Annotated in this window: 16 protein-coding genes; 9 read left to right on the top strand and 7 right to left on the bottom strand. The window is 42.9% G+C overall.

Features of this window, described 5'->3' with window-relative positions:
* Positions 1-70: 70 nt before the first annotated feature.
* Together FN831_RS00070 and FN831_RS00075 are read left to right on the top strand one after the other, a co-directional pair.
* Positions 71-874: an SDR family oxidoreductase gene (locus tag FN831_RS00070; protein ID WP_142526166.1), complete on the top strand. Its 804-nt coding sequence runs from the start codon at positions 71-73 to the stop codon at positions 872-874.
* Between the two features lie 68 nt (positions 875-942).
* Positions 943-1,866 carry a helix-turn-helix domain-containing protein gene (locus tag FN831_RS00075; protein ID WP_142526167.1) on the top strand — a complete coding sequence of 308 codons (924 nt, stop codon included), beginning with the start codon at positions 943-945 and terminating at the stop codon, positions 1,864-1,866.
* A gap of 476 nt (positions 1,867-2,342) precedes the next feature.
* Here the strand turns inward: FN831_RS00075 and FN831_RS00080 are convergent, their stop codons facing one another.
* On the bottom strand, positions 2,343-4,841 hold the full coding sequence (locus tag FN831_RS00080) for a PAS domain S-box protein (protein WP_142526168.1): 2,499 nt from the start codon (positions 4,839-4,841) through the stop codon (positions 2,343-2,345).
* 442 nt (positions 4,842-5,283) lie between these two features.
* On the bottom strand, positions 5,284-6,372 hold the full coding sequence (locus FN831_RS00085; protein ID WP_142526169.1) for an SDR family oxidoreductase: 1,089 nt from the start codon (positions 6,370-6,372) through the stop codon (positions 5,284-5,286).
* 253 nt (positions 6,373-6,625) lie between these two features.
* On the opposite strand from FN831_RS00085, the gene FN831_RS00090 reads away from it, so the two are divergent.
* The 3 genes from FN831_RS00090 (at position 6,626) to FN831_RS00100 (ending at position 10,458) form a co-directional block, all read left to right on the top strand.
* Complete coding sequence (locus FN831_RS00090) at positions 6,626-7,435, top strand: AraC family transcriptional regulator (RefSeq protein ID WP_142526170.1); 810 nt, start codon at positions 6,626-6,628, stop codon at positions 7,433-7,435.
* Between the two features lie 354 nt (positions 7,436-7,789).
* A complete protein-coding gene (locus FN831_RS00095; RefSeq protein ID WP_142526171.1) occupies positions 7,790-9,100 on the top strand; it encodes a putative sensor domain DACNV-containing protein in 1,311 nt (436 codons plus the stop codon).
* A gap of 125 nt (positions 9,101-9,225) precedes the next feature.
* Positions 9,226-10,458, top strand: a complete 1,233-nt coding sequence (locus FN831_RS00100) for a PAS domain S-box protein (RefSeq protein ID WP_394348267.1) — start codon at positions 9,226-9,228, stop codon at positions 10,456-10,458.
* Positions 10,459-10,650: 192 nt separating this feature from the next.
* On the opposite strand, the gene FN831_RS00105 is transcribed toward FN831_RS00100, so the two are convergent.
* The 5 genes from FN831_RS00105 to FN831_RS00125 all read right to left on the bottom strand — a co-directional run bounded on the left by FN831_RS00105 (position 10,651) and on the right by FN831_RS00125 (position 19,427).
* Positions 10,651-12,567: a redoxin family protein gene (locus FN831_RS00105; protein WP_246101241.1), complete on the bottom strand. Its 1,917-nt coding sequence runs from the start codon at positions 12,565-12,567 to the stop codon at positions 10,651-10,653.
* A gap of 12 nt (positions 12,568-12,579) precedes the next feature.
* Positions 12,580-14,028, bottom strand: coding sequence for a RagB/SusD family nutrient uptake outer membrane protein (locus tag FN831_RS00110; RefSeq protein WP_142526173.1), 1,449 nt, complete (start codon positions 14,026-14,028; stop codon positions 12,580-12,582).
* 139 nt (positions 14,029-14,167) lie between these two features.
* Positions 14,168-17,398 carry a TonB-dependent receptor gene (locus tag FN831_RS00115; protein ID WP_246101242.1) on the bottom strand — a complete coding sequence of 1,077 codons (3,231 nt, stop codon included), beginning with the start codon at positions 17,396-17,398 and terminating at the stop codon, positions 14,168-14,170.
* A 298-nt stretch (positions 17,399-17,696) separates the two neighbouring features.
* Positions 17,697-18,782: a FecR family protein gene (locus FN831_RS00120; protein WP_142526175.1), complete on the bottom strand. Its 1,086-nt coding sequence runs from the start codon at positions 18,780-18,782 to the stop codon at positions 17,697-17,699.
* A gap of 63 nt (positions 18,783-18,845) precedes the next feature.
* Positions 18,846-19,427: an RNA polymerase sigma factor gene (locus FN831_RS00125; RefSeq protein ID WP_142526176.1), complete on the bottom strand. Its 582-nt coding sequence runs from the start codon at positions 19,425-19,427 to the stop codon at positions 18,846-18,848.
* Between the two features lie 250 nt (positions 19,428-19,677).
* On the opposite strand from FN831_RS00125, the gene FN831_RS00130 reads away from it, so the two are divergent.
* The 4 genes from FN831_RS00130 to FN831_RS00145 all read left to right on the top strand — a co-directional run bounded on the left by FN831_RS00130 (position 19,678) and on the right by FN831_RS00145 (position 22,721).
* On the top strand, positions 19,678-20,718 hold the full coding sequence (locus FN831_RS00130) for a sensor histidine kinase (RefSeq protein ID WP_142526177.1): 1,041 nt from the start codon (positions 19,678-19,680) through the stop codon (positions 20,716-20,718).
* Positions 20,699-21,463: a LytR/AlgR family response regulator transcription factor gene (locus tag FN831_RS00135; RefSeq protein WP_142526178.1), complete on the top strand. Its 765-nt coding sequence runs from the start codon at positions 20,699-20,701 to the stop codon at positions 21,461-21,463. The genes FN831_RS00130 and FN831_RS00135 overlap by 20 nt, the downstream gene beginning before the upstream one ends.
* A gap of 182 nt (positions 21,464-21,645) precedes the next feature.
* Positions 21,646-22,254, top strand: a complete 609-nt coding sequence (locus FN831_RS00140) for a porin family protein (protein ID WP_142526179.1) — start codon at positions 21,646-21,648, stop codon at positions 22,252-22,254.
* 20 nt (positions 22,255-22,274) lie between these two features.
* Complete coding sequence (locus tag FN831_RS00145) at positions 22,275-22,721, top strand: DUF2141 domain-containing protein (RefSeq protein WP_142526180.1); 447 nt, start codon at positions 22,275-22,277, stop codon at positions 22,719-22,721.
* Positions 22,722-22,754 lie beyond the last annotated feature (33 nt).

Consider the following 22,754-nt stretch of genomic DNA (forward strand, 5'->3'; position numbering starts at 1 on the left):
TCATTTACCATTTCCACTACTTAACCCTAATGGAAGCAGGCTAATTTTGTACCATTAAATTTATTAAAAAATGAAAACAGTATTTATAACCGGAACTTCCTCCGGAATCGGTAAAGCAACCACAAAATTATTTGCAAGCCAAGGTTGGCATGTCATTGCAACTATGCGCAAACCAGAAAACGAAACAGAACTTAATCAGTTAGAAAACGTAACCTTGTTGCCGCTCGATGTCAACGATTATGAACAAATCAACGAAACCGTGAAATCAGTTACAGAGAAATATGACATTGACGTTGTCTTCAATAATGCTGGATATTCTTTAATGGGTCCATTAGAAGGATTCACGGACGAGCAAATCGTACAACAGATACAAACCAATTTATTTGGTGTAGTACGGATCACCAAAGCATTCATTCCATATTTCAGAGCGAAAAAAAGAGGTTTGTTCCTTTCTACGGGCTCTCTCGCCGGATTGGTCGCTTTCCCTTTGGGGTCTATGTACGATGCCAGCAAATTTGCAATCAACGGCTTTAACGAAAGCCTTGCCTATGAATTGGCACAATTTAATATTGGTGTCAAACTTATTTTACCGGGACTGACTGCTACGGATTTATTGGACAAATCTCCTTACGTAACGTATCCAGGGTATGAAGGCCTATCTGACTGGTTTGAAAAAGCATTTGTCATAGAAAATGCTACAAAATCAACCGATATTGCGGAAGTAGTATATGAGGCTGCTACGGACGGCAGCTCCAAACTACGTTATCTATGTGGTGCAGATACGATGCACGTTACGGGACAAATTAAGGAAATCGGTGTGGAAGCTTTCATAGAAAATATGCATAAATCGTTGAAAGACACCCATAACAGTTAACCATATACCATTAAAAAACGGCGGTGTAAACAGTTTTTATACGCCGTTTTTTTTAAATTTGCAATAGCATGAAATCGAAATTGAACAACATCCCTCAGCATTTCCGTACCATTTCTGATATGTTGCATACTTTTAATCTGCCTAAGCCTTTGCATCCACTTATTTGCCTGTTGGATTACAGTGATATCGTGAAAGCAGGTAACATGCTATCCGCCAATTTCGTGACTGATTTTTACAGTATATATTACAACAAAAAAGCTGGTTGCAGGGCAAGTTATGGGCAGACGATTTACGATTTTGCTGAGGGCGGCATGTCCTTTATATCGCCTGGACAACCTTTGACGTGTCTAAATGCGACGGAACCAGTAGAAGGGTTTACATTATTGATACATCCCGATTTTTTACGTCAGTATCCTTTGGATGCCCGAATCAAAAATTATGGATTTTTCTCGTATTCGGTGAATGAAGCACTGCTTCTTTCTGACAAGGAAAGACAAGTGATCCAAACGATTGTAAACATCATCGAAGATGAACTGAAAACGTCTATTGACGATCTAAGTCAGGATGTTCTGGTATCTCAACTTGACTTGTTGCTCAATTACAGTCAGCGGTTTTATAAACGCCAGTTCATCACCCGAAAAATCATCAATAACGATTTGCTCGATCAGTTTGACAGCGTACTTTCTCGGTATTTCAAGGAAGAAACTTCGTTGAATAAAGGTCTTCCAACCGTAACTTACCTGGCCGAAGCGCTCAAAGTATCGCCCCGTTATCTCAGCGATATGCTCCGGCTCTATACCGGAAATAATACCCAACAGCATATCCATAAAAAACTGATCGAAAAAGCAAAAGAAAAACTATCCATTTCCAGTGCGAGCATCAGCGAAATCGCTTATGAGTTAGGATTTGAACATTCCCAGTCTTTCAGCAAACTTTTTAAAAAACAGACCAATCAGAGTCCGCTGGAATTCAGGGCGAGTTTAAATAACTAACTTTGGTATTGTTAATTTAAATAGATGCTGCCATCCCATCCCGGACGTTGTTAAGGGTAACCTGAAAATCTGACAAAGTTGGAGTTGGAAGGTTATCAAACCTACAGTTAATTAATGACTAGAAAGTACAATGGATCCTACTAATTAAGGAATCTAGTAGTTTGTTACGATAGCCGGCGATTAACAGTAACCCATAAACCTAAGATAAGTGGATATAAAAGGGTATCATGTTACATTATCAATATTCCATGGATTAATGACAGGAGCAAAACTATAAACAATATTCAATAGGGCCTACAAATAGCTGCAATAAAGGGACGGTATCCTTGCTTTATATGTTAACCGTTTATCAAGTCACATACACAAGGAGATAAACAAGTCTGTATACTCCTAAGCGTTTTTCGCCGGCTTAGTGATTTCTTTTATACAGTTGATCGTAAAGGGTATCACATATGAAACCGCTGGCGGCACATGAGTTAGCCCTCTACCGGAAGGCTGAACCAAAAAACCGTTCCAACACCTTCAGTACTATCCACACCGATCTCTCCCCCGTGCCGTTTGACAATGTCAGCGCAAATATATAGGCCCAGGCCCAATCCCGAAACCTGAGCGCCCGTCTGGTCTGCCCTAAAATAGCGATCAAACAGATGTGGCAACTTATCTGGGGGGATGCCCGGCCCGGTGTCCCTTACTGAAACCTTTACGGAACTACCAAGGTCTTCCGCTGTTAGAAAAATCTGCTTGCTATCTGGCGCATACTTCACTGCATTGGTAACGAAGTTAGAGATTACCTGCTCAATGCGGTTCTCATCTCCAAAAATTTGAAGCTCACCTATATCCTCTACAACGAGCTCATGAGATCCGAGCTGTCGCAGGTGTAAGCAACGTTCCTCGATCATATCGGCAAAACTGAATTTGCTTCTATTCAGCGTTACCTGCCCCTCTTTCATCACTGTAACCGTTAACAGGTCATCCACCAATACTGAAACCTTCTGCATACTTTTTACAGACTGCCCGATCAGCTTAGGGAACAAGGCTGTTGGATTTGACTTCATCCTTTCCAGTAGTTGCAAGGAGGCTTTTAGACTAGTTAGTGGGGTTTTCAACTCATGACTGGCAATAGAAATGAAATCGTCTTTTTGCTGCTGCAATCTTTTGAACTCAGTAATATCAATTACAGTACCCAGCAGCCTGGCCATGTTGCCATCGCTGTCATAGTACACTTTTCCATGCACCCGTACCCATCTGAGCGATCCATCTAAAGGTGCAAGACGCGCCTCATAGAAAAGCTTGCCAGTCTTTTTTGCAAGGGAGTGCGCCTGTTCACTAATGTCAGCATCCAAAGCATGGTAGGTGGCCAGCACCTGATCCCGGCTTACCGGTCTGTCAAGACCAAATATCTCGTTGAATCGCTCAGAACTTCTGAGCGACTGCTCAATATAATCAAACTCGTAAGTACCTATTTCAGCCGCTTGAATCGCTAGTCGACTGCGTTCCTCAGCATCTTCAATCCGTTTTCGGGCAATTACTTTATCAGTCACCTCATTGATTACCACCATTATTGTCGTGATTTCTCCATTTAAGCCAATCACCGGCTCATAAACAAAGTCGACAAATACAGTTTCTTCTACTCCCTTTCTGATCAACAGGAGTTCATGTTCCAGGGCATGGAAGGCGGTCCCTGTCGCGATCACATCCTGCATCACAGGTGCATATACCTCCGCGGCTTCGGCCATGGCATCCCAGATGGTATGGTTTTCTATCTGCTCCCGCTGCCTTCCCACTAATTCGAGATAGCTTTTATTTACATCCATAATCATCAGGTCTTCTGCACGGATCACACAGATGGCAACAGGTGCTTGTCTGATCAAATTACGAAACCGCGCTTCGCTCCGTACCAATTCATCATAAGACGCTGCCAGTTCTTCATTCGTTGTGGAAAGTTCTTCATTAACGGCCGCCAGTTCTTCATTAGAAGTGGCTAACTCTTCAATAAAGTCCTGCATCTTATGTTCATCCTCTTTCTTTTGAGTTATGTCAATACAAGAACTAATGTATCCCGCAAACTTACCATCCGAAAGAAACCTTGGTGTCCCTTTTTTCAGCAACCAGTGATAGGATCCTTCTGCACCCAATAACCTTAGCTCGGCTGTGTAAGACACCCTTTTTGTAAAGGCGGCACTGTGGATATCAAGAAAATTCTGTCGGTCCCGCTCGTGGATCAAATCCTGCCAGCCCACCTCAAGCAATCTCTCGGGGCTCCTTCCAGTAAGTATTGACCAGGCTTTATTAAAGTAAAATCGCTTTCCGGTTTCATCTGCTACTGTAATATGAATATCCGTGTTATCGGCCATCGACCTAAAGCGTATCTCACTTTCGGCAAACGCCTGTACCCGCTCGGCTACCATCGATTCCAGTTCTGAGTTGATTTTTGATAGTTCTTCCCTGCTTGAAAACAGCTCCTCATTGATTGCATTGAGCTGCTCATTCGAGGCCGCCAGTTCCTCATTTAATGACTGCTCCTGCATAAGCAAGGCCTTATTTTGAGCCGCTTCTTCCAGCTCGCGCCTATTCAGATATAATTCTGTCACATCAGTAGCCGTATGTAGGATGGCTATCACCTGACCTCTTTCATCTTTCACAGCGCGGTATTCAAAATTAAAATAGAAAGTGGACAACTCACCGTCCACCAAAATGTCTGCAGCCGTTTCAGTACCGGAAATGGTAATGCCGTCCCGCCATACCCTGGCAAACATTTCCACAAACGGCTGGCCTATGAGTTCGGGCATAGCCTGTATCAGCGTTTTGCCAATTACTTCAGTCCCCCTGCCCCAAATGGTCAGCATTGCATGATTGGCAAACTGAATCTGCGCATCTACCCCAACATGTATGGCCGTAGCTGTTTGCGTAAAGGACAATACATGATTTAATTGTTCAGCACTCAATATCTTTGTTTGATCACTTATGCCAGGCATTTTTTTCTGTTTAGGCGCCTAAAATAACTAAAATGAAGAGACCAAACGATTTAACATTAAACTAAATCGGACGGATTAACCGCAATCTTGGGATCAATGGCCGGATGAAAGCCGAATGAACCGGCCCGATGGCACAAGAAATCATAGGCGAATTTTCCGTCTTGGGCTGTTTACCATCACGGTCCTGCCATCGAGTGAAATTTTATCATGGCGAGACTGCAGAAGAAGCCAGCCAGTTTTGCTCAGCAAATATGATTTATCCTGAACACTAATGACACAATTTTCGTTATTTACTTTGGCAGAATCAAATTGCGAATCGAAAGACTTTCCATCTTTCCATGACTTTGAACCTTCAAGTAGAGATTGGTAAGTGGTACCGGCATTACTGCCTAACAATTTCGAGAACAGTTGGGTGATGCCAATCAGGGATACAGTTGGCCGCTTACACAACATTCCTCACAGGCCCGTTGTTGAAGTCGGGTATAATCTTTTTGTTTTTCAGTTCATCAAACAGATCAAAAAACATTTTTTCGGTTTCTATATATTCGTGAAAACCTAGTCTTCTTGCTTTACTACCATCAGAAAAAAAGTCATAGTCCCATGAAAATACAAAGTCACCAAATCCCCAGGATGATACATTTTCATAACGATGTTTTTCTAATTTATATTTCTGCTGAATACTTTCCCAAACCGAAACCTTATCGCTCATGATCGTTTGTAAAGGCATATGTAATGGCGGAGCCACTTCCATTTTAAAATAACCTGCAATTTTTGGCCATAATTCGTTCCAACGAATGAGATCACCATTGGTAATATTAAATGCTTGATTAGCACATTGAGTAGTTGTGGCAGCCCAAATAGTTGCCCTGGCCAGTAAGCTGGAATCAGTCATGTCCATTAATTTATCATAAGCCCCAGGTTTCCCTGGAAAGCGAAGAGGCAGACCCAATTCCTTAGAAATCGTTGCATAAACAGCTATTACCATGACCAGGTTCATAGGATTTCCTAAAGCAGTACCGCCAACTACGGATGGCCTTAATGCTGTCCAGGTCCATTGCTTTCCTACCTGCTGTTTTTCCAGGAATTGCTGTTGATCAACATTAAACTCCGGAGGCATGTGCCCCCCATCATTCTCCTTAGCAGGGGTTTTGAACGGCCCATAATGAGCGCCATAAACCTTATATCCCTGCATCAGGCTAACATGTTCTAAATTCGGTGCAATGCTTTCAATTATATTTACAACATTGATAAGCATGGTTAAATTAGGTTCGACCAGTTCAGCCCATGTCGGTTTATCCTGATAAGCTGCATAAAAAATATGTGTAACGGCTGTTAGGGGCAGTAGTTTATTTTTGCAATCATCTGCATCAAGCAAATCAACAGAGATATAATCTGTTTTGCCGGTGTTGTGCCCGCCCCGTCGAGATAGTCCGATTATATTCCAGTCCTCTAAAGTTTCGAGGTAAGTTATAAGATTACTACCAATTACACCATTGGAGCCAACTACGAGTGCTGTTTTTTTATTTTTCATTTTCTTTATTTGTGATTGGTTGACATTAATTTGGGCAAGTTCCCGTGTTACATTAGGGGTGATGTTTGGGCTTGGCAATGCATATTTAGAAATCTCTTACTTTGAGCCGCAATAGGACTAATGCCATTGCCGCGCCTCAAACGACCCTGTAGCTATGAATTTTCTTCTGTTCATATTTTAATTGATAGATCAAAGATGAGAACGAGAAATGTGGTCTTTTTTGTAATAAACTATGTTAATTTTGTAAGAATCTATGAAAAGATATAAGCAATTTGCACCAGTTCTAATTTCTGAATTTGAAGTATCAGACTGGATTCATCCTTTACACAACCATAATCATTATGAGCTAATTTATATTAGGAGTGGAAAAGGCAATCACATTATAAATTCCAATTCCATTAAATACAATGATGGTTATGTTTTTCTATTAGGTCCAGAAGATGAGCACTATTTTGAAATAGAAACTATAACACACTTTGTATATTTAAAATTCACGGATCTATATATTCATCAAGAGGAAGGAATGCTTAATGCAGGTCTTCGTCATTTAGAATACTTAATTAAAAGCAGGGAAACACATTTATCCGGTTTTGTTTTTAATGATTCAGATCGGGTTACTATAAGTCGGATTTTTGATGTAATTATATCAATGAAAAAAGAAGTACTGCGAAATGAAGATCTTATATGGATGCAAGTGCTAACGCTGGCTCATATCCTGCAGCGTAACATGCCGGAAATCAGATCAAATGAACATAGAACAAAGGACATGCAGGCAGTGTTCTGTTATATTCACAAAAACATATATTATCCTGAAAAGTTAAAAGCGCAGGTGATGGCTGAACACTTCAAATTTACGAAGGATTATATTGGCCAGTACTTCAAAAAAAATACCGGTATGACCATAAGGGACTATGTCAGTGTCTACAGAGTGAATTTGATAAGGCAAAGACTTGATAGCGGTAAATTCCGTTTAAAGCAAATTGCGTCAGAATTTGGTTTGACTGATGAAAGCCATGTTAGTAAGCTGCTCAAGCAAAATCGAGATAAGTTTTCCGGTTTTTGATGATGAGTTTTTGAAGATTTGGATTACAAAAAAGCGAAATTATTCGTGTAACCCATTATCATTATTCCACCGTTTTTTGATCAACATTTCAGGTTTAACTTTGAACATTTAATCGAGGTTTGAAGAACTTGCCTAAAATTCGGTAAATTGAAAAGATTCGTTGCGAATGATATAAACCTGTCTCCCTCAGCGTTCAGGCAGTCCTTTAAAAATTAGCATCAACCTTCATTTTATTTAATACAGCATGTTGTAGAGGAAGTAATTTCCTGTCTAAAACATTTGATAACCAGTCACATTTCCTGCTGACCGCCAAACGATCCGGGAGAATAATTGTTAATACAAAAAATCGATGATTTGGAAAACGCAAGACCACAGGAGTTAGCTATCCTGGTACAGGACAAACTCAAAAAAAGTAAGCGAATTACGCTAATACCCGAACTTGGGGTACTGAACAACTTATTTGAATGTTTATTTTTCACCAGTATGTGTAAGGAGGAAAGTGAATTGATTAAGGTTACCGTGACCTTCATTGATCCAGCAAACCCCGATCCGCACCCGCCACGGCGCAGTGTCGCCGAAAGGTGGAGCTGTATCAGCTTCGATCAGCGAATACCAATGACCACTAAATCTCTGGCAAAGCTTTCAAAAGCTGCCGACCCCTCCTGCACCTCACTTGCTGTCTATTATGATGACCATGGACTTTTTATTTGGGGCATGATAGATCAGGCCATGCAATACCAAAATTTTCTAAATTATGAATCTGAGAACGACTCTGAACAGCCAGGCTTTTTCCAGGTCTCTATTAAAGACATAGGCACACTAAACATACTATTTGATTACGAGCTCCTGGCAACGCTCAACCAAAACGTACTGGTGCAGCGGTACCTTGACGTGCTTACTATTGGCCCTGTCGCTAAAATCCTTAAACGAAATTCTGACTTTCTTAAAATAAAGATCAGAGAGTATCTATTGGAAACTTATCCAGAACAGGCTTTCCAGGAATGGGAAGATTTTTTAGATAACCTATGGATACAAACATTGTCCAGGCTTTTGCTGAAAATTCAGAATTATCAGCATGGCGGTGCCTTGCTCATTGCGGACGAAAGCGCCGACATCGATATCAAATATAAGATACACTATCAGCGCCTCATTTTCGCGATGATTGCCTATGCCAAAGCCTCAATTGAGAACCATGTGCTGGACAGATATATAACCGCTCAAATTCATGAAGGAAAACGTAGCATTAGCAAAAGCCTATATCAGAAAGAATCAGCTGCATTGCTGCAGAAAGCAGGAATAGCAGATGAAATTACGGGAGCTATCAACTTTATCGCCTCTCAGACTTGTGTGGATGGTGTAGTGCTGTTCAATAGGGACATGGTTAGCAATGGTTTTGGAGCGGTCTTACGTGCGAAAAGAATGCCCCGCAAAATCTATGTTTCCGCAACTGCCACTGCAACAGCAAAATCACTCAGCGCGGCGGACCCTAAAGACTACGGTACCCGGCACCGCTCCATGATCGCCTACTGCTGGAACCATCCAACCGCATTAGGCCTGGTCATCTCACAGGACGGCGAAATCAGGGCATTCTCGAAAATTGAAGACAAACTGATTATGTGGGAAAAAATCAAAACACAACAGTATATTAAAAACAAAAAACTGTAATTTTTCGTTTTCATATCTAATTAAATTCTTTTGGCTTTGACTCCCTAATTAAGTACCATTTGTCACAACAAGCGCCTCAAACCAGTAAATTATTGCAGCCTTGGAAACTTTACAGGCAGTATGTGATGCACAGAATTCTGGGCAAGGAACATGAAATAAAAGTTCAGCATCTTGATTTGTGGAAGGATAAACTATTTGCAAATTCCGTAGTGTACGCAATGCCTGTAAGCCTTTTTGCATTGATCCCTAGTTTCATCATTGCCTATTATAGTGAACATGATTTACTCTGCGTTTGCAACGCTGGTGCCTTTACTGCACTTGTGATTATAGCGTTGAGTAAAAGGATTAAACTGGCAATACGAAAACTGATTATTGTTGTGATATTGACATTGATCGCCATTATCCTGATCGCTTACCTGGGCAGTTTTGGCATCGGCAGCGTGTATCTCATGGTGATTGGGGTATTCATAGCCTTTATCTTTTCTCCTCGTGTAGCCTATATGGCATTTGCACTAAATGTCCTGATATATATTACTTTTGGCTTAATCATCTTTTTTAAATGGTTCAATTCACCTCTCATCGGGCAATATCCTATTAACTACTGGATTGCTTATTCTCTTAATTTCCTATTTCTAAACTACATTGTTATTACTCAGATCAGTCATATACTAGCCGGACTTGAGCAAACAATATACAAAGAATACAGGCTCATGGAAATTTTGCGTCGAGATTTGAAAGAGAAGGAGCAAAACAATAATCTGCTAAAACAATCGGAAGCTCATTACAAAACATTATTCTTTTCTAATCCGACTCCCATGTGGATTTTTGACCGCGATACAATGCGGTTTCTGCAGGTGAATGATGCTGCCCTTGAAAAATATGGCTATACCAAGGACGAGTTTTTAAGTATGACCATTCCCGACATACGTGAAAGCGGGAGCATTGAAGATCTCTCAAGAACCATAGCAGAAGTAGAACGTTCCCAAACATTTGTAGAGAATATTGCAAAACATCGGGGAAAGGATGGACACCCATTCTATGCAGAGGTTAGATGCGGAATTATACCTTTTAATGGCAAAACGGCATTTCTAGCCATTGCAAGAAATATTACCAGACAGATTGAATATACCGGGGCTATCGAACAGCAAAATGAAAAACTCCGTAAAATAGCTTTTATGCAATCTCACGTGATCAGGGCACCCTTGTCCAGAATTTTAGGTTTAACTGATCTTATGTTACAAGATAAACAAGGAGATCAGGAACTACTGAACTTTCTGGATATATCTGTTAAGGAACTGGATGTGGTCATTCAAAGTATCGTGAACGACACTGGTGAAATCTTGCCTCCGCGGGTTTAGAATGGGATAATCTCTACCTCAATGGCGCCTACTGCTTTGGGTCTTCATGATATCGGGAAATATTTATTTTGAAAACCTATTAATGTGTTCTGTTATATTGCTAACTGTTCTCAATCTACTGTAAATTACTGCGCGGCACAGGATCATTTACCGCGCAGTATGAGGGGTGGTTAGGCTCTTCAGCAACCCTGTTTATTTATTCAATAATATTTCAATCTCTACACCCAGCTTCTTTTGCAGGATTTCCCCTTCAAAACCTACCGTTCTGAACTGAAGTAAACCTGACTGGTCAATCACGGCAATAGTAGGAATAAGGGCAAAACCAACCTTTTCGCCAATATTTTTATCATTGTTAAAGTACAGGGGAAATGTATACTGGGGGTTTTGCGACTTCCATTTACGTGCATCCTCAATCGTATTATTAGAGCCGCTGTTTACGACCATGAACATCACTTCAGGATTATTCCGGTATTTTTCATACACTTTGTGGAAATATGGCATTTCCTGCATACAGGGCACGCACCAGGTAGCCCAGAAATCAAGTATCACAATTTTTCCCTTCATCATCTCTGCCGTTACCGGTTCGCCCTGCAAATTAACCAGACCTGAAAGCTCCGGCCCGGGTTTGTGCATCAGCTGAGTCTTAATTTTAGCAGTCAGCTGGTCAATTTCCAATCGCTCCAGCTCAGTCACCTTCTGATTAAACTGTACTTGTGAGGGGTTAAACTTCAAAAAGTTCAGCTTTGCGGTTTTCAGCACTGCAGAATCTGTAGGATTTTTTAAGAGTAAAAGCCACAAGGCATCAAAAGCCTGCTGAGGGGAGCCTGTTGCAGCATATATCTCTGCTGTGTTCAACAACCCTTCACGGCCTGAGGACAGGCTTTGCGCTTCCCTGGCAAGTTCCAGTGCTTTGCTCCGGTTTCCCTGCTCCAGATAATTTAGTCCCTGCAGGGAGAGCAATGCCGACTTGGCTTCGGCAACAGCCTGCTTCCTTACAGAGTCAGCCACATAGGAAGGAATATATCCAAACTCCGGAAAATAACGGATAATCCCCACCGGCCAGTCCTGCACCATTGACAAAGAGCGTCCGGCATAGCTGATCGCCGCAGCAGGCGCAATTTTGTTTTTTGTTAAGGTCATTGCAATATCTTTCAGTGAAGTCGGCGTGTAAGGATTGGTCTTGGTCACCAGCTTTGCCGCATGAACTAAAGCTTTTACAGAATCCTTCGCCGCAGCATAGTGTTCAAAAAGAAGATTGTGGACAGTTCCGGAGCCCTCTTCCCCAGGCTTGTCGTCCTTTAGCAAGGCTTCCAGTTTCGCCGTTCGGGCCGGACTATCTTGTTCCCTGCCTATGAGTGCAGCGCGCAGATCTTTAGAAATATCTGCTTCTGGAAAACGCATCATGATCACCTTACGGACAGAATCCAGCCGGGTTTTCTCGCCGATCATCAGGTAACCCATCGTTACCTTATTCACGTTGCCCGGCAGTGTCGGGTTTTCCTCTAGTTTGGCTGCAATAACTTTCCTCGCCTGCTTCCTGTACATCAGCTTCTCTGCGGGGGTTTTTGCTATTGCCATTTTGGTAGTAAGCAAAGCCACTTTAGCCTCGTAATTGTCAGGATTATTTTTGAGCTCTTCCTTCAGCAGCAGCTGCTTGCGCTGTTGCAGATCCGGAGCTTTCGGCGATTGTGCGGATAAACTATACGCTTCATGCAGTAAACTGCTTTTGACCCGCCTGGATCCTTCATATACAGGAATTACATAATGTTTGTCTGCTGCCGGCTGCTGGATCAACTCTCCGCTTTCGAGATAAAAGGTGGCAAAAGTTGCAAAGCGTCCGGCAGTAAACGACGTTGTCCACACTGCACCGCTTTTCTCCAATGGCATTTTATACGGGAGATCGTAGAAAGTTGAAAAGGTAAAAACAAGCGTTACCGCTGGAACACCGGCATTGATCTTTGCATCAGCTGCTGCCGGATCATAAGTAACAGTTACTTTATCGCCCCTTTGGGGCCTGGCAGGATTGATGGTTACTGCCTGCCCCCTTGCCTGCAGTAAAGCAAACAGAGGGAGCAACAGTGCAAAACACATTTTTTTTATCAGGAGCATGATTTTTTTCTTTTAGTTATAACCTGGGTTCTGGACCATATTTGGATTGGTGCGCATCGCTTCGGATGGGATCGGGAAGAGAATCGCCGTAGACTTCCATCCTGTTTTCGTTTGGCTCAGCACATCGTCAGCACGCGTTTTACCTGCGGCTCCGCTGGTACTCTTCCACCGTTTCAGGTCAAACCAGCGGTGCCCCCATTCTGCGAAAAGCTCCACCCGACGCTCCTGCTCCACCTGCGCCATTGCAACAGTAAGGCTTGATGCAGTAACCAATGGTGCTAATCCTGCCCTGCTGCGGATGATATCCAGATCTGCTTTAGCTCCCGCAAAATTGCCTTGTTGAGCACGCGCTTCGGCCCTGATGAGGTAGGCTTCGGCAAATCTCAGGACCATGGCATATTCCGTAGGAGCTGATCCTGCAATGCCCACACGCACTTTGTACTTAAATGGATAATAATACGTCACTGGCGGAAAGGCCGTGGTGGTATAACTCCCAACCCAGTTGCTAAAGCGTTTATCACCGGGCTCAAACCCAGATTCTAATCCCAGGGCGCCTCTGGTTAATCTGTAGAACGGGGCAGCGGTGGGAACGATTGTATTTCCTTCCCAGGTATTCCTTCCGTTGGCAGTATTGACTACCTGCAGCTGCCAAACGGCTTCGCTGCTGTTCTTGAGAAAGGCTTTGGTCATGTTTGCTGCATTCGTCACATCCGGGTTATTCAGTAAACTGTATCCCGATGAGCTGATGACTTCGTTAGCTTCCTGCTCTGCCAAAGCATTGTTTCCGGTATACAGGTAAGCTCTTGCCAACAGGAGCGATGCGGCAGTTTTATTGGGACGTGTGCGCTCTGCACCACCCGGATAGGCTGCAACAAGCAATTTTTTCGCTTCCACCAAATCTGCAATTACAGCTGCATAAACATCTTTGCTGGCTGTTCTGGGCAGATTGGTGTTTTTTAGCACGTCAGTATTCAGGATCAGCGGTACATCTCCAAAAAAGTTTATCAGATAAAAATGGCAGAAGGCCCTCACAAACCTGGCTTCGCCGAGTAACTGGTTCTTTACACCTGAGCTCAGGGTATTTGAAGCCGTAGCGCCTTCAATGACTGCATTGGCACGGTAAATAAATCCGTAGGGTTGCGACCACATAATGCCCACATAACTGTTGCCGGGAGTTACAGCATTATTTTTGAACTCGTCAAAGTTTGCTAATGTAGATGCGTAAGTAAACTCATCTGCGCTCATTGCACACATGAACGTGGTGATGACATTGGCAAACTGATAGTTAAATGCATTCATGTCGCTGTAGATCCCTACCATAGCGGCAGTTGCGGTTGCATCATTTACAAAAATGCTGGAACTTACCAGCTGGTCTTTTGGATCTTCAACCTGTACATATTTCTTGCAGGACATGATATTCGTTAACACTGCAATACAAAGTATATAATATAATATTTTCATCTGTTTTCTTATTTTTTAGATTATTGGATGGAATCTTTGCTGATTAAAACCAATACTGCCCAATGTGCTTTAATACTCATTTTGATTTTGCGGGGTTCTTCAATTTATCTTCTTATCCGCTGACCGGTTTGTTAAATCCTCAAAAGGAAACCTGCAAGCCGGCAGTGTAAATACCAAGGGGCGGCAAGGCGTAGGCCTTCGTTTCAGGATCAAAGCCTTTGTATGGCGTGATTGTCAACAAATTCTGGCCCTGCAGGTACAATGTCACATTATTGAGCTTCCAATTTTTAAGCATGCTGGCGAAATTGTATTTGATCGATACATTCTTTAAGCGGATAAAAGATGCATCAACCCAATTGGCACTGGAGAGCCTGTACTGGTTCTGATAAGCATTATATATGGCCTTGCCCGCGGTAGCGCTCGCACCCGGAATGTCTGCCTCATCGCCCGGCTGCTGCCAGCGGTCCAGGGCACTCACATCTTTGTTTTTGATTAGTCCAAGCGAGTAAGACTGGTACCCATAATTAAGACCAGGCCCCTCCTGCTTTACAAACTGGAAAAGAAAATCGAACGTAAAATTCTTATACGACAAGCTGTTAGACAATCCTCCGTAAAACTTGGGTGTCGTATTGCCAATTACTACCATGTCTGCCGGATCGGTAATCACACCATCGCCGTTTACATCCCTAAAGAGAGGCACCCCGGTTTGCTTATCAATTCCCAGGTAATCAAATCCTTTTACAATATTCAGCGGCTGTCCGATCACATAGGTTGTGGCGTTGGATGAATTTTCCAGATCCGGATATTTGAGCAGTTTGGTTTTGGCAATCGAAAGATTAGCAGAGGTACTCCAGGTAAAGTTGTTGCTGCGGATGTTTACCGAATTCAGTTCAAATTCAAATCCTTTATTCTGTACCACTGCAGGCAGGTTTGCAGTATACTCACTGAATCCCGACTGGGATGACAGTGTATAACCAATCAGCTGATTACCGGAACGGTTACGGTAAAAATTGGCGGTAACGAGCAATCTGTCTCCCAGAAATCCAAGATCCAGTCCGGCTTCAAGCTTTTTATTCACCTCCCAGCTGTAATCAGGGTTAGGGAAACGGCTTGGTGCCAGACCAGAAACGCCACCATAGGGATAACTTGTAGATGACCAGCTGTCAAGGTACTGGTAATTGCCGATCTGGTCATTTCCCACTGTTCCGTAGCTGGCCCTCAACTTACCAAAGCTCAAGAAGCTGAGTTTATCCTTTACAAAGGATTCGCTGCTGAACAGCCATGCCGCACCTACTGCACCAAAGTTCCCAAACTGCTTGTCGGGCCCAAAACGTGAGGAACCGTCTCTTCTGAATGTTCCATCGATGATATATTTTTCATCCCAGTTATAGGTTAACCTTCCAAAGACTGAGGTGTAACGGTATTTGGTATAAGTGTAACTGCGCGCAGTGATCAGGGTAGCAGCCTTAATATTCTCCAGCTGCTCATCGCTCGCGTATCCGCTGCCAATAATCGACTCCCCTTCGGTTACACTATGCTGCCAGGTACCTCCTGCCAGTGCAGAAAGATTTCCTTTGCCCAGCTTTAGTGTATAATCAAGTTGTGGCTCAACAATGTAAGAGTTCAGGCTACTGTTACCATAATTAGCCGTACTTCCTGTATAGGTTGCCGGATCAAAAGATAATTTGGGAAATGTTTGCGTCTGCTTCAGGTCCATTTTGTTGATGCCGCCGCTGACCTTGGCATTCAGGCCAGGAATAATCTGGTAACTTACTGCAGTATTGAAAAAGAGGTTATTTGTTTTACTGAGGCTGGTTCTCTCCAGGTACGCATAGGGATTCTGTTCGTTGCTAAACCAGTAATAATTCCCTGCCGGGTCGTAAATTGGATAGTTTGGCGCCAGGTTAAAAAAACTTGTCACGTCTGTCGGCAGTGTATTGTTCTCGTCGGCCGTATACTTTACGGAACTGGTTACTTTAAACTTCTCGTCGAGCGATTTATGGTTCAGTGAGAAATTGAGCGCGCCCCTTTTATAACCCAGATCGCCAGGCAAAACCGTTTTTTCATCACGTACCGTACCACTGAGGATAAAGTTCGTTTGCTCAGAACCTCCACGCAAACTAAGTTCTGCCTGCGTAAGCGGTGCTGATTTGCCAACGAGTTTTTCCTGCCAGTCCTGATTCAGGCTCTGGTCCCACAACAGCAGATCCGGTGCGTTCAGTTGTGTAGGTGTCACAGCGTCATTTTTAAGTGCTTCGCGACGCAGATCCAGATACTGCGGGGTATTCAGCATGTCCACCTTTTTGTTTACGGCTGAGATCCCCCGGTAAATATTGGCGGTAATCTGAGGTTTTCCTGCCCGTCCTTTCTTGGTGGTGATGAGAATGACTCCGTTTGCACCACGAGATCCGTAGATAGCAGTGGCATCCGCATCTTTAAGGATATCTATCTGCTCGATATCTGAGGGATTGATACTGCTGAGCGGGCTCTGGCTGCCGTTGGCCCCTGTAAACTGGCTCAGGCTTTCGGAGATAAAGGGAATTCCATCTACGATATACAGCGGATCATTTCCGGAAGAGATCGAGTTTTGTCCACGCAGGTGGACGCTGTATCCTGAGCCAGGATATCCTGTGACAGCAGAAATGTCCAGTCCGGCCACCCTTCCCTGTAAAGCGGCAAGAGGATCAGTTACAGGCTGATTCGCTATTTCCTTTGCAGATATCGTAGTGACAGAACCCGTGTTATTTCTTTTTGTGGTAGTACCATAACCGATGACCACAACGGCATCGAGTGTTCCTACCGCTGATTTCAGGGTCACATCAATAGGTTGTTCATCTACTACTTTACGTTCAGTACTGATATATCCGATATAGCTAAAAACCAGCGTCTCAGTCCTGCTGGCCTGGATCCTGAAAGTTCCGGAAGCATCGGTCATCGCAGCTACTGTTCCTCCTTTTATTTTCACAGATACGCCCGGCAGCGGCCCGCCCTTTTCATCGGTAACGGTACCGGTAATGGTGTGTTGTTGGAGCTGAGCGGATATTACCGGAGTAGTCTTGGTGATGATAATGCTGTTGTCCACCTGTTTATACTGTAAGTCTGTACCTGCCAGCAGGGCGTCCAGGGTTTCCTGCACGCTGCGCGTTTGTGCAGAAAGGGCCGGCGAACGAATACCTGTCAGGATACCTTTGCGGTAAGCAAACCTGAACTCTGTTTCACGCTCAATGCGTGCAAATGCCTGTTCCAGTGTGCCGGGAGAAAATCCTGCGGAGATCTTTACCTCCTTTACAGACTGGGCGGAAACAGAGGATGCGTTAATGCTGTTTACCGAGAAGAGCACGATGATACATATGATCGCATTTATCTTCATAAAAAAGCTCGAATTTTTGACAAAAAAGTAGTGGCATGCCGAAATGCTCCGGCTTGCAATAAGCGTAGAATTGTAATACATTGCAATAGTTTTAGGTTGTCTGATATATAATTTAAAACTGTTGTAAAGTCCGGTTGGCGCCGGAGTTTACTTTGTTCTTTAATATCTGTCAGCCAGGGGATTTGAGGTTCAGCATGGTTAGTTTGAAGTTTAGGTGTGTAGGTTTGTTAATTGTGGTATTTAGATTTGTTAATCAGATCATTTGGATTTTGCCGGGACGGTTATTCAATTTGATTCTTTAATGATCACATCCCGGGCCATCTATAAATAAAGTATTCCCTTTAAGATCATAGCTGGCATTGGTGATGTCGGTCAGTACTGTGATGACCTGGCTAAGCTGGTTCCGGTTGAGGAATGCCGCAGTAAAACGACAATCTTTTACCTTATCATTTTTAAATATCACCTTTATCTTATAACGGGCGGCAATCCTATCCGCAGCCTGTTCCAGTGAAACATCATCCAGGATCAGGTCCTGTGCTTTCCAGGCAACCACCTCTTCTGCATTCACCACGTGTTTCTGTGCAACTGCAGTAGTGATGTCCCATGTGAGCTGCTGGTTAGGCCTCAGTACTGCAAGAGTTGCAGAAGCATTCTGTACCATCACCTTTCCACGGGTCACTGTTACAGTTAGTGTCCTGGCGGATGGGTAGGCAGAAATGTTAAATGCTGTGCCTAAAACAGTGGTTTTGAGTTTTCCGGTATGAATAATAAAGGGATGGCTGGCATCATGTTTTACATCAAAAAAGGCCTCACCGGTTAGCGTCACTTCCCTGGTATTTTTTCCTGCAAAGCTCTCTGGATAATCCAGTTTACTGTCTGCATTGAGCTGTACAGATGTGCCATCCGGTAGTTTTATCCATTTGCGCAGTCCGGGATGCACGGGGGGTTTTATCCCTGCGGTGGTTTGTAAAAGTTTATCCTTCTGTTCTGCTGGTTTCAGAAAAAAGAGCCCTGCGGCCAAAAGAATCAATACTGCAGCAGCGTAAGCGATCCAGTGATCACCTGATCTTTTTAGCGCAAGGAAAAGTTTCCTGTTGATACGCTGGTATAAAAGTGCGGTATCCAGTTCCGGGAAGTTATGCGCTGATACATGAGGTGCCGAATAAACATGCGCTGACCGATCACGCTCTGACTGATCACGCCCTGAGTCTTCAAGCTCCGATTTTTCAGGCTCGGATCTTTCAGGCTCTGAATCCAGCATAGCGGACTCCCACTCTGCAGAGTATCCTCCGGCTTTGATCAAAGCGATCACCTCCTCTACCTCTTCACGGGTAGCGCGGTTTTGAATGTACCTGCAAAAAAGCTGCTTGACTGAATGTTCCAATATTTCCTCTTTATTGCATTACACACAAGGACGGCCCTACATATACCCGGAAATAAAAAAAAATTAATACTTGATGAAAAACAGAAAGAACAGCGCGCCGTTCCTTAACAGATATCCCTTGATAAACCGCAGTGCTTTTACCATTTGGCTGTTAATGGTCCCATCAGTAATTCCCAACTTTTCTGCTGCCTGTTTATAGGAATAGCCCTCCTGGTGACACAACTCATATATCTTTCTGCGCTGAGGGGGAAGTTGGGCGATCGCATCATTCATTAGCGCAGCGGTTTGCCTGCGTTCTGTATAGGCCATTCCATCTTCAGCGCTGTCCAGCGCATAGGCGGCAATTTCATCAGTGATCCAATGCTCCTTTGCTGCACTGCGCAACACATTCAGGGACAGGTTTCTGGTAATGGTAAAAAGATAAGCTTGCAGGGAAAGTTCTGGCTTTAGCTGAGCTGCAGTTTCCCATAGTTTGATAAAAACATCCTGGGTAATATCCTGGGCAAGGTTTGGCGATTTGATAATACTTAGCGAGTAGGCATATATCTTTTTTACATGCAGGTTGTAGAGCTGTAAGAAAGCAGACCTGCTGCCTCCCTTTAACGCTAACAATAAATCCTGTTCCTGACCCCTGAGCAACTGCATATACGACAAAAATAGTAGAATTATTTGAAAACAATCAGTTCCAGTGCTTAAGATAAGCTATCATCAGGCAATTATCAAACTTAAGGTAACAATCTGACTTTATCAAAAGATATGTTTTTAAGTGGTGATCTGGTTTCAGAAGATGGTCTAACAACAGACACTAAATACAGAACAAATCAGTTCAGCCGCTATTTTGCCCGCTTCGGTGATTTTTCTGAACAGTCATATTGCAAATTCGTTAACTTTAGCAATGCACGAAAAATTACCCTTACGACGTTTAATCTGGCTAACCTGGTTGCAAGCGTTGATTATAGGTTTTATTTTTTATCTGGTTGCCTCCTATGCGGACAAACCAACTCTTCATATTATCCCCTATACAGCGTTAACGATGTTTGGAATTCTGCTGGTTGGCTTTTCGGATATCGGCATCATGGTGATCCTGGCCGAACACCTTTCAATAAGGGGGAGAAAATTCTGGCTGTGCAGGCGGCTATCCATCTATGGGCTGAGTATTGCGATTTACCTTCTGCTACGTCCGGCGTTTGCGTATGCGAGTAATAAGCAGTGGTCTTTTTGGCACCTGGGCTCATTACTGGCTTTTATCGGCTCGGGCATTGTGATTAGTACCCTGATAACCCTTTTGCACGATTCAGTATTGTTATACGAACATAAAATGCATAGCCAACTGGAACTTTCGCGTTTAAAGGCCAGCAATGCAGAGGCGATGAACCTGGTTCTCAAACAACAAATCCACCCGCATTTTTTATTTAACGCTTTAAATACACTAAAGGCCCTTTATCACAAGGATACACAGACGGCCGACGACTACATTGTGCATATGGCCAATTTTTTAAGAGCATCTATTTACCACCACAATGCAAAAGTATCGCTATTAAGAAATGAGATAGATCTTCTCCATGATTATTTAGAGATGCAGCGAATCCGTTTTGGTAATGCTATGGAGTGCAACATTGACTTGCCGGAAGAAACACTAAACAAATATTATCTCCCTTCCTTTTCGTTACAACCTTTGATAGAAAATGCTTTTAAACATAATAACTTTACACAGGAAGAGCCCCTGAGGGTAATGATTAAGCAGCATGGCTGCTGGTTAGTGATTAGCAATAATCTGCAAAAGAAACTGTTGAAAGTGAATTCTACTAGTTACGGACTCGCAAATCTTGCAGAAAGATACAAGTTGTGGTCTGGTGACGAGGTGCGGATTACAGAAGAATTAAATATCTTTTCAGTTAGTATCAAATTATTAAATAATGAACATAGTAATCATTGAGGATGAAGCCGTTGTTGCGGAGGAACTGGAAAGCAATATCAGGAACCTCATTGACACCCCTATAGAGATTGTTCAGCTTAGATCAGTTAAAAGTGGTATCGCCTACTTTAGAGATCACGAAGCACCTGACCTGATATTCAGTGATATACAATTGGGTGATGGTTTAAGTTTTGAAATCTTTATCAGCCAGCCCATGGCAGTTCCCGTCATCTTCTGTACTGCATACGACGAATATGCACTGGATGCCTTTAAAGCCAATGGAATAGATTACATTTTAAAGCCCTTTACCACTAAGATATTAAATGATGCCCTGCAGAAATATATGCAATTGAAGAAAATATTTTCTTCTGAACAAACCCCACAATATGGGGCCTTACTCAAGCTAATTGCTGGCAAGGATGCGGACAAAGCTTCGTCTGTATTAGTGTATCACCTCGATAAAATTATTCCCATTAGCCTGGATGACATCGCTATGTTCTACCTGCAAAATGAGATCATCCACTTACTCACCTTTTCTGGAAAGATATATTATCCCAACAAAAACCTGGATGAACTGGAACGTTTATCAGGTAGCTCATTTTTCCGCGTTAACCGTCAAAACCTGGTTTGCAGAGCCGCTATCCTTGATGTTTCCAGCTTCTTCTCCCGAAAGTTATCACTTAATCTGAAATTCCCTTTCGCAGAAAAGGTGATTGTAAGCAAAGCTAAAGCACCTCAATTTCTCAGCTGGCTGACCACAGTATAGTACTACTTTTTCCGATCAATAATCCTCAATTATTTCAAATAATCTATACGTCCTTTTAAACCCATCTTTGCCCGCTTCAGCTTCTTTTTATCTTAATAACTTCCTCAGCAGGGCCATCTTTGAATTAATAATTATCCAGCGGATCAAGCTGGATACACTTAATTCAAACTAAAAAAGAGATTATGAGAAAGTTAGTATTTATGTTGGTTGTTTTCGTAACAATCACAATTGAAGGGTTTAGTCAAACAGCACCGGAAAATCAAAGTTTCGCAAAAAAGATCCTGAGCAAAATGGAATTTGGAATTACTGCAGGTGGTAACGCGAGTAATTTTACAGAAGCAAATTTTGGAACAGATCCACTACCGGGTTTCCAGGCCGGGCTTACCGTTGCTTATAAGTTTAGCCCTAATTTTTTGGTACAGGAAGAATTTTTATATGCTACGCAAGGGGCAAAAGTAACCAATGGCATACTTGCCGGACGAGAGGTAAAACTATCCTATGCCTCTGTACCAATCTTGTTTAAATACCGTACCAATGGGGGCTTTTTTGTAGAAGCCGGACCACAGGCAGGTTTTAAAGTGAAGGAGGATATTGGTGGAATAACAGATGCTGAATTTGCGAAAAAAATTGATTTTGGTATGGTTGGCGGCCTTGGTTATAAATCCAAGATCGGACTGGGCTTTGATGCCCGGTACGTTTATGGATTCCAGAAAGTTCAGGAAACACCTTCGCTGGGATTGGGCGACTTTAAAAACAACAGCATACAGGCCAGTATCTTTTATACCTTTTAAATCATTCCTCATATAAAATTATGAAAAAAGCACATGTGTCAGCCGTCAGGTTATTGACGGGCCTGTTCCTGATTTTCCTCGCTTCCCACGTAAAGGGCCAACAAAAATCAGAAGTTTTCATCACCGGCATCAGATCTGCCAAAGGGAAAATTCTTGTACAAATCTTTAAAGACGATGCCAGCTATCAGGATCAAAACCCTTACAAAAAAGTCATGTTTGACAAAAAAGGCATGACTAACGGAACACTGGCAGTACAACTACAGTTGGAGTCAGGAACCTATGGATTTACGATGGTTGATGATGAAAATGGCAACGGAAAAATCGATAAAAATATCGTTGGCATTCCTAAAGAAGGATTCGGGTTTTCAAATTTCTTTATGGAAAAGTTGAAGAAGCCAAGCTTCGACGAAATCAAAGTAGAACCCAAAGCCCAGGCAGAGATTAATATGAAAGTGAAGTATATGTAGTGTGTACTGCCAAAATTATAATTCAATAGTCTA

The sequence above is a fragment of the Pedobacter westerhofensis genome (genome assembly GCF_900182595.1).
GTDB lineage: Bacteria > Bacteroidota > Bacteroidia > Sphingobacteriales > Sphingobacteriaceae > Pedobacter > Pedobacter westerhofensis.